Source organism: Planctomycetota bacterium (genome assembly GCA_038746835.1).
GTDB lineage: Bacteria > Planctomycetota > Phycisphaerae > Tepidisphaerales > Tepidisphaeraceae > JBCDKH01.
On record JBCDKH010000085.1, the window covers coordinates 1 to 13,903 of the forward strand.

Sequence of the window (13,903 nt, forward strand, 5' to 3'; positions counted from 1 at the left end):
CCCACGCGCCTGTCGCCGAAACCGAATCGCCGGGACTGATGAGCCGGGCCGCAAACACGTCGGCCTGTCGCTCGAACAGCCGACTCAGCAAGACGAAGCCGGTCAGGATGCCGACAATCAACGCCACTGAGACGATGCTGTCGATGACCAGCGTCGCCGTCACCTCGCTGGGTGGAAGGACCCAGCCGTACGCCAGATCGATCGGCCCCAGCGTCGTGAGCGAGGCCGCGACGAAGAAGATGAGGAACCACAGCACGTGCCGATGCCGGAGGTGCCCCAGCTCGTGCGCGAGGACGGCCTCGACGTGTTCGACCGGTAGCGAACGCAGCAGCAGGTCGCTCAAGAGCACGTACCGGAACCTCGGGACGATGCCGACGGCCAACGCATTGATGACACTGCCGCCCGTGTGCCAGACGCGGAGCAAGCCGGCCGGGCATTTGAGTGCGGTGCGTCGAACCAGGTCGTACAGCTGTCCGCCCGGGCCGTCGTCGTCGGCGATGGGTTCGGTCGGCAGGACACGTCGCACCACCGGCGGACCGATCGTGAGCGACGCGGCCAGAGCGAAGATCGTCAACAGCGCTGCTGCCAGCTCGCCCGTCGGGGCGAATGTCACCGACAGCAACAGGGCGATCGAATCTTTGACGAGCCAGAAGACCGCCAGCGGTGCGAGCGTCACCAGCAGCGTCGGCCGAAGTTCTGCGAGCCACCACTTTGCGAACGACACGCGGGCCTCGTCGGGCGAGCGACGTCGGACGATCGGCCACTCACCCGCGACGACAAGCGCCCAAGCCACGTACGCCGGTGCCGTTCCGACGACGACGGCCTTGGTGTCGAAGCCGTCGGTGCCTTCGCCCAGCCACGCGACGACCGTCCCCGGCCACCCCCCGGCGAAGCAGGCGATCGCGAAGGCGACGATCAACCACGGCAGCGACCAGATCGTCAGTGATCGCGCCCATCGCGGCGTCATCCGCAGCCGGTTGAGCGCACGCGCCCGCGCCAGCGACGCGATCCACGCAAACGCGGGAGCCACAAAACACAGAATCCACGTCCCAGCACCCGCCACCCATCCACCTACCGACTCCGTCGGCGCTGCCAGCCAGAGCAGCAGCGGAATCAGGACGAACAACCGTGGCATCGGGGCAATGGTCCGCGTTGACCGACGCGAGCGGAGAGGATCAACGATTCGCAGTGAGCGTCAGCGAGCCTCGGGTTTGATCAGAGAGGCTCGCTGACGCTCACCGCTAAGCAAAGAACCCACGCGACACACACGCGGTCGGTGCGCTCGACTTCAGAACGTGTGTCCCATCTTCTGACGCTTTGTCGCGAGATAAGCCGCGTTGTGTGCGCCCGGTTCGACGACGATGGGAAGTTGCTCGACGACTTCGAGACCGTGTCCCTCGATGCCGTAGATCTTCTTCGGGTTGTTCGTGAGAACGCGGAGCTTCTTGAGGCCCAAGTCCTTGAAGATCTGCACGCCGATGCCGTACTCGCGGCGGTCGGCGGGGAGGCCGAGCTTGAGGTTGGCTTCGACAGTGTCGAGCCCCTTGTCCTGCAGGCGATACGCGTGGAGCTTGTTGGTCAGCCCGATGCCGCGGCCTTCCTGACGGAGATAGAGCAGCACGCCGCGACCTTCCTGGTCGATGCGCCGCATGGCCAGGTCCAGCTGGTCGCCACAGTCGCACCGGCCGGAGCCGAAGATGTCGCCGGTGAGGCACTCGCTGTGGACGCGGACGATGGCGGGCGTCTCGGCTGGTATTGCCGAGCCGTCCGGACGCCGTTGGCCGATGTCGTCGCCTCGGACTAGCGCGAGGTGCGGCTGTTGGTCAATCGCCGAGTCGTAGGCGTGGAGCGTGAACTCGCCCCAGCGTGTCGGCAGGCGGATCGACTCGACGCGGGTGATCAGCGTCTCTCGCTCCGTGCGGTAGCGGATGATGTCCGCGACCGTGCACATCTTCAGGCCGTGCTTCTTGGCGAAGCGTTCGAGGTCGGGCCGGCGGGCCATCTCACCGTCGTCGCGCATGACCTCGATGCCCACGCCGACCGGCCGGAGCCCCGCGAGTCGGCAGAGGTCCGGAATGCCCTCCGTGTGCCCAGCGCGAACCAGCGTGCCACCTTCGCGTGCGCGGATCGGCTGGATGTGGCCCGGCCGGTCGAAGTCGTCGGCGTGCGCACGCGGATCGGCGAGGCGTCGGACGGTGGTCGCGCGTTCGGTGGCGCTCACGCCGGTCGTGATGCCGAAGTCGGCGGTGGCGTCGACGGTGACGGTGTAGGCCGTGCCGCGCTGAGCCGTGTTGACGCCCGACTGCGGCTGGAGCTTGAGCCGGTCGGCCGTCTCGCCGTCGACCGCGACGAACAGCATGCCGCGGCCTTCCTTGACCATGAAGTTGATCATGGTCGGCGTGACGAACTCCGCGGCGGCGATGATGTCGCCCTCGTTCTCACGGTCCTCGTCGTCGACGAGGATCACCATCTCGCCTTGACGAAGGGCGTGCAGGCAGTCGTCAATGCTGTCGAACGGCATGACCGACAGTATGCGCTGCAGGAACCGTGTTTGTTTCGGGCTTTGGTGCCAACTGGCTCCGTAGAGAGCGACTGAAGTCGCTCAGCAAGCTACGGGTCGAGGGCGTAGCGGCACTTTTGACGATCTCCAACCGCGTAGAGCGGGTGGTTGCGGGGGACGTCGACGGTCTCGACCAACCGTCCGCCGAGGTGCTCGATGGTGCGTCGGCTGGCGACGTTGTCGGGGTTGCAGGTCAGCCAGACGGGGTCGAGGCCGTGGGCTTTGGCGAGTGGCAGCAGCAGCGACGTCGCACGCCGGGCGATGCCGTGGCCGCGGAAGCTGGGAAAGACGACGTAACCGATGTGGCCGACGTAGCGCTGCAGGTGCAGGCCGGCGGCGTCGCGGGTGTCGACGCGCAGCGAGATCCGTCCGGCAAAGTCGGTCTGATCGCCGTCGTCGAATCGGATCCAGAAGCGGTAGGCGACGTCGCAGCCCGATTCCGGATTGGGACGCTCTCGGCCGCGCGGTTGCTGGCGGAGCGTGGCGAGGAGTCGCGTCGGATCGACCCGGCAGTCGGGCTCCGTCCGGCAACCCGGGCCGTTGCTGGCAGCGAGGAACGCGTCGGCCTCGGCGAGACTGGGCTCGACGAGCGACACGCGATCCGACTGGCCCGCCGGTTCTGACGTCGCTGCGATGTCCGCCAGATCGACAAAGGCCGTCGGCGTCTGTCGGCGCCGCAACAGTCGGTCGAGCAGCACGGGCCGATGGTACGAAAACAAACGCCCCGCAGCGATGGCTGCGGGGCGTCCGGGTGGGTCGTTGCGGGCGACTTAGAAGAAGATGAACAGCGGCACGTCGTCGGTGATATTGGGCCACATGAAGCCGTAGAGCAGCACGATGACGATCACGCACACCAGCGCCGCCACGCCCGTCAGGACGGTGTAGATGTTGTTCGTCGGCTTGACGTTGATCGTCTCGGTGCGGAGTCGGCTCATCGGAACAGGGCTGAAAGCAGGCGGCGGGCGGGAAAAGCGAGGCGAGTCGAATCAGCGGAGCGAGGCCGGGCGAACCAGGTCGTTCTCGTTGATGCGGGTCAGGCCATCGCCGCGGAGTCGGCCGAAGGCTTGCTGGTCGTCGACGTCGGTGACAGTGAGCAGGCCGAGGAAGTCGCCGTTGGCGGCTTCATAGATGGCGAACTCCATGCCGGTGCGGACGTCGTCCTGGGTGCCGACGCTGATGGTTGCGTGCGGGCCGCTGGGCAGTGTGACGCGGCTGGTGATGACGCCGTTGACCGTCGCGGCGGCGGTGGCGATGCCGCTCTCGTCCAGGCCGAGCCCCGCAAGCGCCTGACGCATCTGATCGTTCCGCACGGACAACTCGGCGTTCTTCTCCTGCTCGTTGCGAAGGGACCGCACGGCGAAGCGAAGCTCGTTCTGAGTCTGGCTCAGAGCCGTCTGCGTGTCTGCGAATCGGACGGTGACCTGCTGGTTCTGCTCGCGAAGGTCGGCGACGCGCTGCTGAAGCCCCTCGACGTTCTGCGTGACCAGCTGCAATGCCTGGCCGGTGCTGGCGACGGTGGCTTGCTCCAGAGCGAGCTGCCCGCGGACTTCGGAGGCCTCGGCGCGGGCGGCGTTGAGGGCGTCCTGCAGCTGCTGCATCTGACTCTCGGAGTCCGTGATGCGTGCGTTCAACGCGGCGATGCGGCCTTCGCTGATCGCCTTGGCGTTGGACAGCGCACTCGACGCCGACGCGGCCTGGGCGACGGCAACGTCGCGGGCAGCATCGATGTTGTCGAGATCCTCCTTGAGGTTCGGGACCGTGGTGAGGAACGTGACTGACGCTGCTGAGAGCAGCAGGGACAGGAACACGAGCAGAACGACAAAGAGCTTGGTCAGTGGGCTCACGGTCGAAGCCTCCGGAGTGTCGCCGAGGTGCAAAGCCGGGCGGCCTTGCTGGCGAGGGCAGGTGCACCCGTCGGCGGACGCCGAGAGAGGTGCGGGGACGGTGCCGTCGCGGGCCGGGAAGCGACGGCAAGGCAAGGGGGCGGGACGGTTCCGATCGAGACCGGAATCGCTCGCACGCCCGTCGGAACAGTCTCCGACGCCGGTGGCCCGGGCGTGCGACTCGCCATGCTAATGGTCGGCCTGCACGTGTCAACGCTGCGCGCACGGCTCAGGGCGCGTCGCGGCGTATCGGACGTCTGCTTGCCGGCGGGGCGTTCATTCGCTCGGGTGGCGCGCCGATACAGGCAGTGGACCCTGTCTCATGACCATCAAGCCCACCAAAGACGCCACTTCCCCCATGGCCAACACCCGCGACGCCGACCGCCGTCGGCATCGTCGGCATCAGACGGCCTTCCCGGCCATCGCTCAGCCGATCGAAAGCCAGGCGGTCATCGGCGAGATCATCGACTTGTCCAGCGGCGGAGCGCGTCTCGTCACGACCGACGCCTCGGCCAAGCCGGGCGACGTGACGGAAGTTCGCCTGACGCTCCCGCCGCACGCGGGCATTCAGCCGTTCATCCGGCTCGCGAGCGACGAGGTCCAGCCGACGTGTGCGTGGCAAGGCAAGTTCGAAATCGCCCGCCGCATCGACCGTGGCGACGGCACCTTCGAGCTGGGCGGCAAGTTTTGCGATATGACGCCCGTCGATCGCGGCATGCTCGGGCTCTACCTGAGCACCCAGCCGCTGGCGGCGTGAGCCGACGCGAGCGCGCAATAAAAAATCCCCCGGGCGAGTGTCACCTCCGACCGACCGCCGGCCGGAGGTGACTGCCCGTGGGAACCAACCGCGCTCCATTCACACGAGTGACCCAACGCAGGTCGCTCGTCAGCCGCCACCACAGCGGCCGCCGACCACTTGGCGAATTGGGTGCCGGACGAACGCAACGGGCAAAATCCGGATGCGCATTTTTCCTCTGGCCGCGTCGTGCGATCCCTCGAATGGGCGAGGCAGGCCGGGACGGGCGATTTTTCAACTCGGCCGGAAGCAACTTTTTCTTCGCGGGTTCCTGTAAAAGACCCTGAGACAGCGTCGCATTCATCTGGGTCTGCTTAAATCTTCATCGTTCGCTCATCAACGTGCCCGTGACGCGCGCAGGCGCACCTTCGCCACGCTGATCGATCGACGTCGTGTACGATCGCGTGCCCGCCACGATGAAGCTCTCCGTCACCATCCCGGCTCAGAACGAGGCCCGCACGATCGGCGATGTCGTCCGCGATATCCCGCGTGAGATCGACGGCATCGACGAAGTCGAGGTGATCGTCGTCGACGACGCCAGCGACGACGGCACGGCCGAGTTGGCCGAGGACGCCGGGGCGAAGGTCGTCACCATGACCGGCCGGCCGGGGCTCGGGCCGGTGTGGCGTCTGGGCATGGACCGGGCGATTCGCGGCGGGGCGGACCTGATCGTCAACCTCGACGGCGACGGGCAGTTCCGTTCGAGCGACGTGGCCGAAATCGTCCAGCCGCTGCTGCGGGGCGAGTGCGACTTTGTCCACTGCACGCGTTTCGCCCACGGCGGGCCGGTGGGTCGCATGCCGGCGATCAAGCGTGCGGGCAACTGGCTCGTGACAAAGCTGGCCAACGCGATCTGCGGCACCAAGTTCACCGATGTCTCCTGCGGCTTCCGGGCGTACAACCGTGAGGCTGCGTATCGGCTGTCGCAGTTCGGGCGTTGGACGTACACCGAGGAGTGCGTCGTCTACCTCGTCGGCCGAGGCTTGCGGATCAAGGAGATGCCGTTCCCCGTGCTGGGCGAGCGCGAGCACGGCAAGAGCCGGGTGGCGAGCAACGTCATCTACTTCGCCAGCCACCTGCTGCACATCCTCATGCGCGCGGTGCGCGACGGGAAGCCGATGAAGTTCTTCGGCGTGGTGGCGGCGCTGGCGCTGTTGCCGGGCCTGCTGACGCTGGTGCTGGTGGGTCTCTGGGCGATCGCGATGCAGACGACGACGCCGTTCACGGGCGTGCTGACGATCGGCATCATTGCCACGCTCATCGGCGTGCTCCTGACGGTGCTGGCACTCCTGGCTGACATGGTGAGTCGGCACCGGCTGATCCACGAGGAGCTGCTCTACCTGGCGCGGTGTCGCTACTACGCGTCGCCTCAGGCGGACGACGTGCCGGAGTCGGCGGCGCTGGCGTCGGTGTTCGAGGCCTGAGCGACTTTGTCCATCACGGCGTCGACAGTGATGCGGTCAATGCAGTAGGGCGGCCGACATCGGACGTGCGGTGTGGTCGCGTGCTGCGGGTAGCGAAAGCACGGCGCGCAAGATGCGGGCGTCTGGACGACCAGATGCCGGTAGCCCCACGGTGAGACCTCGTCCGGCCGAGCCGGTGCGAAGAGCGTGACGGGCGGCGTCCCGACGGCGGCGGCGAGGTGGGCGAGCCCGGAGTCGGAGCCAACGTACAGGTCGCACGCCGCCAAGACGGCCGCGGCGTCGGCGAGCGTGCCGGTGAGTTGCAGTACAGGTGCGTCGGTGTGCTCTGCGAGCAACTCACCAACGCCAGCATCCTCGGGACCTTCCAGTAGGACGGGCGTGTATCCGAGGTCGCACAAGCACGGGACGAACTGACCGAAGTGTTCCGGAGACCACCGTTTGCTCTGAGAAAAGATGGTGTCTCCACTCCCCGCGTGGATCGCACAGAAGCGATCCACGCGGGGAGTGGAAACGAGTCTCTCCAGTCGATGTCGAGCGTTCTGGACCTCGGTCTCGTCGAGCGGAAAGACCGGGCTCATTGACCGATCGACGGGAAGCTCGAGCGCTTCCAGCAGATCGAGATTCGACAGCACGTCATGACGTCCGTCGTGCGTCGGAACGCGGTGTCGAACCAAACCGTGAAGTGCGGCGAGCTTCCCGACGCGGTAGTCATGGATCACGACGCGCTTCGCCCGAGACGCCGACGCCAGAAGCGAATACTGCCACCGATTGCTCGGATAGGGCACGACGAGCAGATCTGCACGAAACGCCCGGAGCTCCCGCAGCAACCTGGCGAACTGCCGGGGCTCGTTGCCGAAGACGCGAACCTCGGCCACTTCGTCAAGCCGATCGAAGACGCCGGCGATCGACGCGTTGCGGGCAAAAATCGTGACCGGCGAACCGGTACCGCTGGCCAGCTGTCGCACCATCGGCTGGGCCATGAGGGCGTTGCCCATGCCCGCCAGCACCGGGATTGCGGTTTTCACTGGCGTTGGAGGTCGAGGCACATCGGGGCGACGCTGCGGAACCCGCCGGTCCAGCCGTAGCCGCGGACCAGGTCGTACATCGCCTGAAGACGCGGGTACTTCCACGGGAGGTGCTCTGGCTCGCGGGCCTTGACCTCCGGCGTGCTGAGCAGGCCCGTCGCGTCGTGGTACGCCTCGTCCGCCTGACGTTTCAGGTCCTCCAGGTCCAGGACGAAGTGCTCGCCGAGGCGATCGAGCACGAGTTTTGACGACGCGGGCAACAGCTCGAACTTGCCGTCGAGGCCGAGGTCGAAGGTCAGGACGAGTCTGCCGCCGGGCTTGACGACGCGGGCCATCTCGTCGACGACGGCCGCATAGTCGCCGGTGTGCTCCAGCACGCTGACGCACATCAAGACGTCGAGCCCACCGTCGTCGAATGGCAGCTTCTGGATCGGCGACGCGTCGTACGACACCCGGCCGTCGTGCTGCTCGTTCACCGCGGCGAACATCTTCGCGTAGGTCGTGTTCGGATCGCAACAAGCGAACGTTGCACCGTCGAGTCGCTCGGCCAGCAGGTACGGCAGGAACGTCACGCCGCTGCCCGCGTCGCAGCAGACCAGGTCCGTCCGCCCGACGCGATCCGCCTGCGCCATTACGGCGGCAGCAGCGAAGGGATATTCGAATCGTCGCGACCAGAGCCGCATCGGATCGTCGCCCCAGTGCCGGCCGTAGCCGCGGAGGGCTGCGTCGTGCTGCTGGAGGAACGCGTCGTTGTACGACTTGAGTTCGCCGTAGAAGTCCGAAGCCTTGAGTGCGTCCAGCTCCGCCAGCGTCGGCACGCCGTTGCGGAACTCGGGCAACGCTTCGGTATCCAAAAGGGCGACGTCGCGCGGCATCCGGGATGATGTTACGACGCTGCCTCTCCGTCATCCCGAACGCAGCCGAGGGACCTCGGAGTGGTTCTGTAAGGCGTTCCGGACGAGGTCCTTCGACTCGCTGCGCTCGCTCAGGATGACGGAGGTGGGCGACGGCTCACTCCAGCACGACGCCGGCTTTGCCCAGGACCGTGCCGGTCGCGGCGGCGAGGTCGACGCGGGCGATCTCGTATTGGCTGATCGCCGACGCGAGCGACAGCCTGGCCGACGCGAGATTCCGCTGCGACTCAAGCAGCTCGGCCGACGAGGTCGCGCCGGCGTCGACCTGACGCTCCTCCGCCGCCAGAAGTCGTTCGGCCGTCGCGACGCGTTGGCGTGCGGCGAGGATGCGTTCGTAGCCGGTGTCGATGCCTTCGCACGCGTCGTAGACCTCACGTTTGATTATCTCCTGGCGACGCCGAACGTCCAGCAGCCGCTGCGCGCGTCGCAGCAGGCTCTGGCGGAGCTGTTGCCGACGGACACGGTTGCCCAGCGGCTGTTCGAATGTCAGGCCGATGGTCTGGTCCTGGAAATCGCCCGAGCCGAGTTGGTCGACGGCGCCGTCGTAGTCGCCGCCCAGGCCATTCACACCCCATTCGTAGAAGACGTCCAGCCGCGGCAGGTAGGCCTCGCGACTGGCATTCAGCAGCCGGGCTTGTTCGGCAAGCTCAGCCACGCGGGCCTCGGCAAGCTCTCCGCGACGTTGCATGGCCATCGTGACCAGCTTTCTCGGCTCCAGCGAGTACGGCACGGCCGCGGCTTTGGTCGAGGGTTCGAGCGCCGAGGAATTGCCCACCGCGAACGGCGACGACTCCAGCCGGACCGACATCAGATCGCGCAGTGCCCGCTGTGCACGATCCGCCTGCCCGACGGCCGCGACCAGCTCTTCGGTCGCGTCGGCCTGGGCGCTCTCGGCACGGACGACCTCCAACTCGCCCGTCGAGCCGGCGCGGAATCGGCGTTGTGCCCGTTCGAGCTGTTCGCCGACGAGTTGGAGTTGTTCCTCGCGAACTTCGACCGCTCGCCTGGCCGACCAGAGCTGCCAGTACGCGCGATCGACCGCGGCGATGGTGTCGACGACCGTCACCTTGAGCCGCTGCCGGGCCGCGGCGACTTCAGTGGCAGCGATGCGGATGCCCAGCTCGCTTGCGTCGCTGCCGAAGCCGCGCAAGAGCGGCTGGCTGATCGAGACGCGAACGTCCTGTTCCCACTGAGGATTGAGCAGCCGTCCCTGGTCCGTCTCGACGCGATCGATCGGCGCCGTCACGCGGACCTGGCCGCCCGTGCGCAGCGGCTTGGTCAGGCTCGGGTCGATCGTCAGCGCATCGAGCTGGCCGCCTTGCACGCGGACGACGGACGTGTCGCCTGAGCCGTCGGGGCTGAAGATCGTCTGGTTGATGAAGGGCGAGTCTTGCTTGGCGTACCGGGCGTCGACGCCGAAGGTCGCCTCGAAGGCCCCTTGTTCGACAGACAGACCCGCGGCTGCAATTTGCGGGTCGATCTCGGCGATTCCGACGTTCGTGTTGTTCGCCAGCGCGATTCGTCGCGCGGCCGACAGCGTGAGCTCGACGGTGCGACCGGCCGGCTGTGTGGTCGGCTGTGTCGTCGCGGTCTTTGCGGGACGGGTCGTCAGTTCGAGTGGCTCGACGCGGCGGGCGTCGTCGGGATCGCCGAGGTAGGGCGAAAGGTCCGACGCGCAGCCGGCGATCAGAAGCATGCCGATGAGCAGGCAAGCCTTCGACACCTGCGACGGGCGTGATCCGTCATCCCGAGCGCAGCCGAGGGACCTCGCCTGAACCCGCGTCGCAAGGCGAGGTCCTTCGACTCGCTGCGCTCGCTCAGGATGACAGAGGTCGGTCTCGTGCATGGAGGCTTACTCGTGGCGAAGGGCGTCGATCGGGTCGAGGCGGCTGGCCTTGATCGCGGGGAACATGCCGAACGTCAAGCCGACGCCTGCGGAAAAGCCAAACGCGAGCACGACCGCCCAGGCCGGAATCGCCGCCTGCGCCAGCGGCGAGTCGGGCAGCGCCCGCGCGATCATCACCATGCCTTGGCCGAACGCCAATCCGATCGACCCGCCCACCAGGCACAGCACGACCGCCTCGACCAGGAACTGCACGAGGATGACGATCGGCTTGGCACCGACGGCCTTGCGCAACCCGATCTCGCGGGTGCGCTCGCTGACGCTGACGAGCATGATGTTCATGATGCCGATCCCGCCGACGAGCAGCGAGATGCCCACGACGCCGGCCGCAGCGAAGGTGATGATCCGTGCGATCTCGCGCACTTGCTCGACGATCGCCTCGACGCGTTGCACCCGAAACGTGTCGACGTCGCCGGGACGAATGTCGCGTCGATTCCGAAGGTAAAAGATCGCCTCGCCCTCTGCCGCTTCGACGGATTCGGCGTCGACGGCGGCGGCCTGGATGTAAACGAACTGCCACGGATTGGGGTCCATCGCGTGGAGCGTGTCGAACGGCACGTAGACCTGCGTCTCCGGTGGTCCGCCGCCGAAGCTTGGGCGTTTGTCTTCCTCGATCACGCCGACGATTCGAAAGCGCCGGCCGCCGATGAGCACGTCTTCGCCGGTCGGATCAGTCGGGAGGTTCAGCTCGTCGCGGGTCTCCTCGTCGATCAGCGTCACGGCTGCCGCACGCTCGCGATCGAGCAGTGTGAAAGGCCTGCCGATCAGAACTTCGCGGTTCTCAAGGTCGTGCCAGGCCGCGTCGATGCCGGTCACAAGCTTGGTCACACGCTCGTCCCCGTAGCGGACGGCCAGCCGTCGATCGGTGATGCGGGTGAAGCCTTGGATGCTCGGCGCAGCTTCGGCGAGGCCTTCGAACTCGTCGGGCTTGAAGTTGAACAGTCGCCACGGCAGCTCGGCCTGCGGCCCGTCGTCAGGCCGATCGGGCAGGATGAACAGGTTGTTCGTGCCGAAGCGTCCGACTTCTTCGAGCACAGCCTTTTCGAGTCCGACCACGCCCGCGACGACGATGGTGACGCTGCCGACGCCGATGACGATGCCGAGCGTCGTGAGCACGCCGCGCACCTTGTTGGCCCAGATCTGCGACAGCGCAAGCCCGATGCTGACAAAGACGACGACGAACAGGCGCGTCGGTCCGGCGAAAATCGATGACGCGCCGCTCATGCCGCAAGCCCCCGCTGGGCGACCGGTTCATCGGCGACGATCTTGCCGTCGTTCATGCGGACAACCCGACGCGCGCGCGCCGCGACGTCCGCCTCGTGGGTCACGACGATGACCGTCTGGCCATCCGCGTGGAGGTCGGCGAACAGGCCGAGAATGTCGTCGGTCGTCCGGCTGTCGAGTGCGCCGGTCGGCTCGTCGGCGAGCAGGATCGTCGGGCGATTGACCAGCGCTCGCGCGATGGCGACGCGCTGCCGCTGTCCGCCTGACAGCTGGTTCGGCCGGTGCGTCATGCGATCACCCAAGCCGACACGGTCGAGCGCCTCGGCCGCACGCTCGCGGCGATGCCGAAAACCACCCTCGCTGTAGAGCAGCGGCAGCTCGACATTGCGCATTGCGGTCTGACGCGGCAGCAGCTCGAAGCTTTGGAAAACGAAGCCGATTTCGCGATTGCGAAACCCTGCGAGCTCGGCGGACGACATCGCGTCGACGAGTTTGCCCGACAGCTCGTACTGCCCGCTCGTCGGGCGATCGAGGCAGCCGAGGATGTTCATCATCGTCGACTTGCCGCTGCCGCTGGCACCCATGATCGCGACATACTCGCCGCGTTGGACATCGAGGCTCACGCCGTCGAGCGCTCGGACGATCTCACCACCCACGTCGTAGTGCTTGGTGATGTCGCGGAGGCTCAGCACGTTCGGTTGGTCGTTTCCTGCTTCAAAGCAACGCCCGCTGACGCGGGCGGCTTACTCAGTCACGTCAGCGGGCATCGCTGCCGGCGTTGTTTGACTTGACCCTGACGCTGCGTCCGTCGCGAATGGTCTCGAGCACCTTGAACGGGCCGACGATGATCTGGGTGCCCTCGTCGAGTCCGGCTTCGATGATCGTGTTGAGCACGTCGCTTTCTCCGGTACGGACCGGCATCGATTGTGCCTTGCCATCGACCACGGCGTAGACGAGTGGGGCGATCGTGCGATCACTCAGCAACGCATCGGACTGGCGTGCGGACTCCGGAAGCTCATCGACACGCCGGCCGACAACGGACTGGCTCGGTACGAGCAGGACGTCTTCGAACAGCCTCGTCTCGACCTCCACGTCAGCGGTCAGGCCGCTGATCGCGCGAAGGTCGTCGGCGTCGAGGGCGGCGCGGTCGAGCGTGATTTCGACCTCGTAATGACCGGTGCCGTCACTGCTGCGGGCGTCGGTCGTCTTGGCGAGTGCGACGCTGGAAACGGTGCCGGTCAGCGGCTGGTCGTCGTAGGCGACACTCCGGACGATGGCCGTCTGGCCGAGCTCGACGCTGGTGATGTTCGCCTCGTCAATCTCGGCGACGCAGATCATCCGCGACAGGTCGGCGACTTCCAGGATCACGGTGCCGGCGTTGTTCATCGTGCCGACGACGACGACCTCGCCGACCTCGGCATTCAGCCGCGTGACCGTCCCAGCCAGCGGGCTGCGGATGACGGTGTCGTCCAGCTGCTGCTGCGCCCGCTCGGTGCCGGCTTCCGCTGCGTCGACGGCGGCTTCAAGGACGGCCAGGTTGGCTTCGTCGGCTTCGAGTTGAAGCTCGTCCTGACGCACCTGTGCCCGCAGTCGCTCGACCGTCGCCTTGGCAGCCTCGACGGCACGGCGGCTGACGTCGTCGGTCGTCAGCAGCGACTCGACGCGTTCGAGTTCGAGCGTGGCCTCGGCGAGCGACGCCTCGTTGACCTTGCGACCGGCCTCGCTGGCGGACAATCGAGCGCGGGCGACGGACAGATTCGCACTCGCCTGCCGAACTCCGGCCTCGGCGCTGCGAACCTGGGCCCGGGCGTCGACGTCGTCGAGCCGGACGAGCACGTCGCCTTCCTCGACGACGTCACCCTCGTCAAATGCGAGCTCGATGATGCGGGCACTCGTGCGGGCAGAGATGCTCACGCGGTGCTCGGCGCGGATGGTGCCAGGTGCCGTGACCGAGACGCGCAGTGCACCCATGCGGGCGGGCTCGGTTTGGACGGACAGTCCTTCCGGCTCCCCGCCACGCATCGCAAACCCCGTCACAACCGCGGCGACGACGAGCAAAACGACGATGAGGGCGATGATCTTCTTCACAGACGACGTGCAGCTCCCACTCCCGGCAGCGTTGATGCGCGGCTTCCCACAAGGTTGCAGCAGCAGCAGCCTACGACGCCTCGACC

13 protein-coding genes are annotated in these 13,903 nt (G+C 66.9%); 2 read left to right on the plus strand and 11 right to left on the minus strand.

What is annotated here, in order from left to right:
* The 5 genes from AAGI46_09710 to AAGI46_09730 all read right to left on the minus strand — a co-directional run.
* A partial coding sequence (locus tag AAGI46_09710) for a M48 family metalloprotease (protein ID MEM1012480.1) occupies positions 1-1,135 on the minus strand: 1,135 nt, incomplete at its 3' end.
* A 153-nt stretch (positions 1,136-1,288) separates the two neighbouring features.
* A complete protein-coding gene (gene ribA / locus AAGI46_09715; protein ID MEM1012481.1) occupies positions 1,289-2,521 on the minus strand; it encodes a GTP cyclohydrolase II in 1,233 nt (410 codons plus the stop codon).
* An 89-nt stretch (positions 2,522-2,610) separates the two neighbouring features.
* The gene (locus AAGI46_09720) at positions 2,611-3,258 is read right to left on the minus strand and encodes a GNAT family N-acetyltransferase (protein MEM1012482.1); all 648 of its coding nucleotides are present in this window, start codon (positions 3,256-3,258) and stop codon (positions 2,611-2,613) included.
* Positions 3,259-3,330: 72 nt separating this feature from the next.
* Complete coding sequence (locus tag AAGI46_09725) at positions 3,331-3,495, minus strand: hypothetical protein (GenBank protein ID MEM1012483.1); 165 nt, start codon at positions 3,493-3,495, stop codon at positions 3,331-3,333.
* Positions 3,496-3,546: 51 nt separating this feature from the next.
* The gene (locus AAGI46_09730; GenBank protein MEM1012484.1) at positions 3,547-4,404 is read right to left on the minus strand and encodes a hypothetical protein; all 858 of its coding nucleotides are present in this window, start codon (positions 4,402-4,404) and stop codon (positions 3,547-3,549) included.
* A 361-nt stretch (positions 4,405-4,765) separates the two neighbouring features.
* On the opposite strand from AAGI46_09730, the gene AAGI46_09735 reads away from it, so the two are divergent.
* Together AAGI46_09735 and AAGI46_09740 are read left to right on the plus strand one after the other, a co-directional pair.
* On the plus strand, positions 4,766-5,200 hold the full coding sequence (locus AAGI46_09735; protein MEM1012485.1) for a PilZ domain-containing protein: 435 nt from the start codon (positions 4,766-4,768) through the stop codon (positions 5,198-5,200).
* Positions 5,201-5,643: 443 nt separating this feature from the next.
* On the plus strand, positions 5,644-6,663 hold the full coding sequence (locus AAGI46_09740) for a glycosyltransferase family 2 protein (GenBank protein ID MEM1012486.1): 1,020 nt from the start codon (positions 5,644-5,646) through the stop codon (positions 6,661-6,663).
* Here the strand turns inward: AAGI46_09740 and AAGI46_09745 are convergent.
* The 6 genes from AAGI46_09745 to AAGI46_09770 all read right to left on the minus strand — a co-directional run.
* Positions 6,609-7,688, minus strand: coding sequence for a glycosyltransferase family 9 protein (locus AAGI46_09745; GenBank protein MEM1012487.1), 1,080 nt, complete (start codon positions 7,686-7,688; stop codon positions 6,609-6,611). The two genes, AAGI46_09740 and AAGI46_09745, sit on opposite strands and share 55 nt — an antisense overlap.
* Positions 7,685-8,563 carry a class I SAM-dependent methyltransferase gene (locus AAGI46_09750; protein MEM1012488.1) on the minus strand — a complete coding sequence of 293 codons (879 nt, stop codon included), beginning with the start codon at positions 8,561-8,563 and terminating at the stop codon, positions 7,685-7,687. Before AAGI46_09750 ends, AAGI46_09745 begins: the two co-directional genes overlap by 4 nt.
* Positions 8,564-8,699: 136 nt before the next feature.
* Positions 8,700-10,325 carry a TolC family protein gene (locus AAGI46_09755; GenBank protein ID MEM1012489.1) on the minus strand — a complete coding sequence of 542 codons (1,626 nt, stop codon included), beginning with the start codon at positions 10,323-10,325 and terminating at the stop codon, positions 8,700-8,702.
* A 129-nt stretch (positions 10,326-10,454) separates the two neighbouring features.
* Positions 10,455-11,729, minus strand: coding sequence for an ABC transporter permease (locus AAGI46_09760; protein MEM1012490.1), 1,275 nt, complete (start codon positions 11,727-11,729; stop codon positions 10,455-10,457).
* Positions 11,726-12,421, minus strand: a complete 696-nt coding sequence (locus AAGI46_09765; protein ID MEM1012491.1) for an ABC transporter ATP-binding protein — start codon at positions 12,419-12,421, stop codon at positions 11,726-11,728. Before AAGI46_09765 ends, AAGI46_09760 begins: the two co-directional genes overlap by 4 nt.
* 64 nt (positions 12,422-12,485) lie before the next feature.
* Positions 12,486-13,903, minus strand: a 1,418-nt coding sequence (locus AAGI46_09770) for an efflux RND transporter periplasmic adaptor subunit (GenBank protein MEM1012492.1), incomplete at its 5' end; no start/stop codon positions are given.

Excerpts from the sequence above, each read along its gene's own strand:
- AAGI46_09735 (MEM1012485.1), top strand. The coding sequence starts at position 4,766 with ATGACCATCAAGCCCACCAAAGACGCCACTTCCCCCATGGCCAACACC.
- ribA (MEM1012481.1), bottom strand. The coding sequence starts at position 2,521 with ATGCCGTTCGACAGCATTGACGACTGCCTGCACGCCCTTCGTCAAGGC.
- AAGI46_09760 (MEM1012490.1), bottom strand. The coding sequence starts at position 11,729 with ATGAGCGGCGCGTCATCGATTTTCGCCGGACCGACGCGCCTGTTCGTC.
- AAGI46_09725 (MEM1012483.1), bottom strand. The coding sequence starts at position 3,495 with ATGAGCCGACTCCGCACCGAGACGATCAACGTCAAGCCGACGAACAAC.
- AAGI46_09750 (MEM1012488.1), bottom strand. The coding sequence starts at position 8,563 with ATGCCGCGCGACGTCGCCCTTTTGGATACCGAAGCGTTGCCCGAGTTC.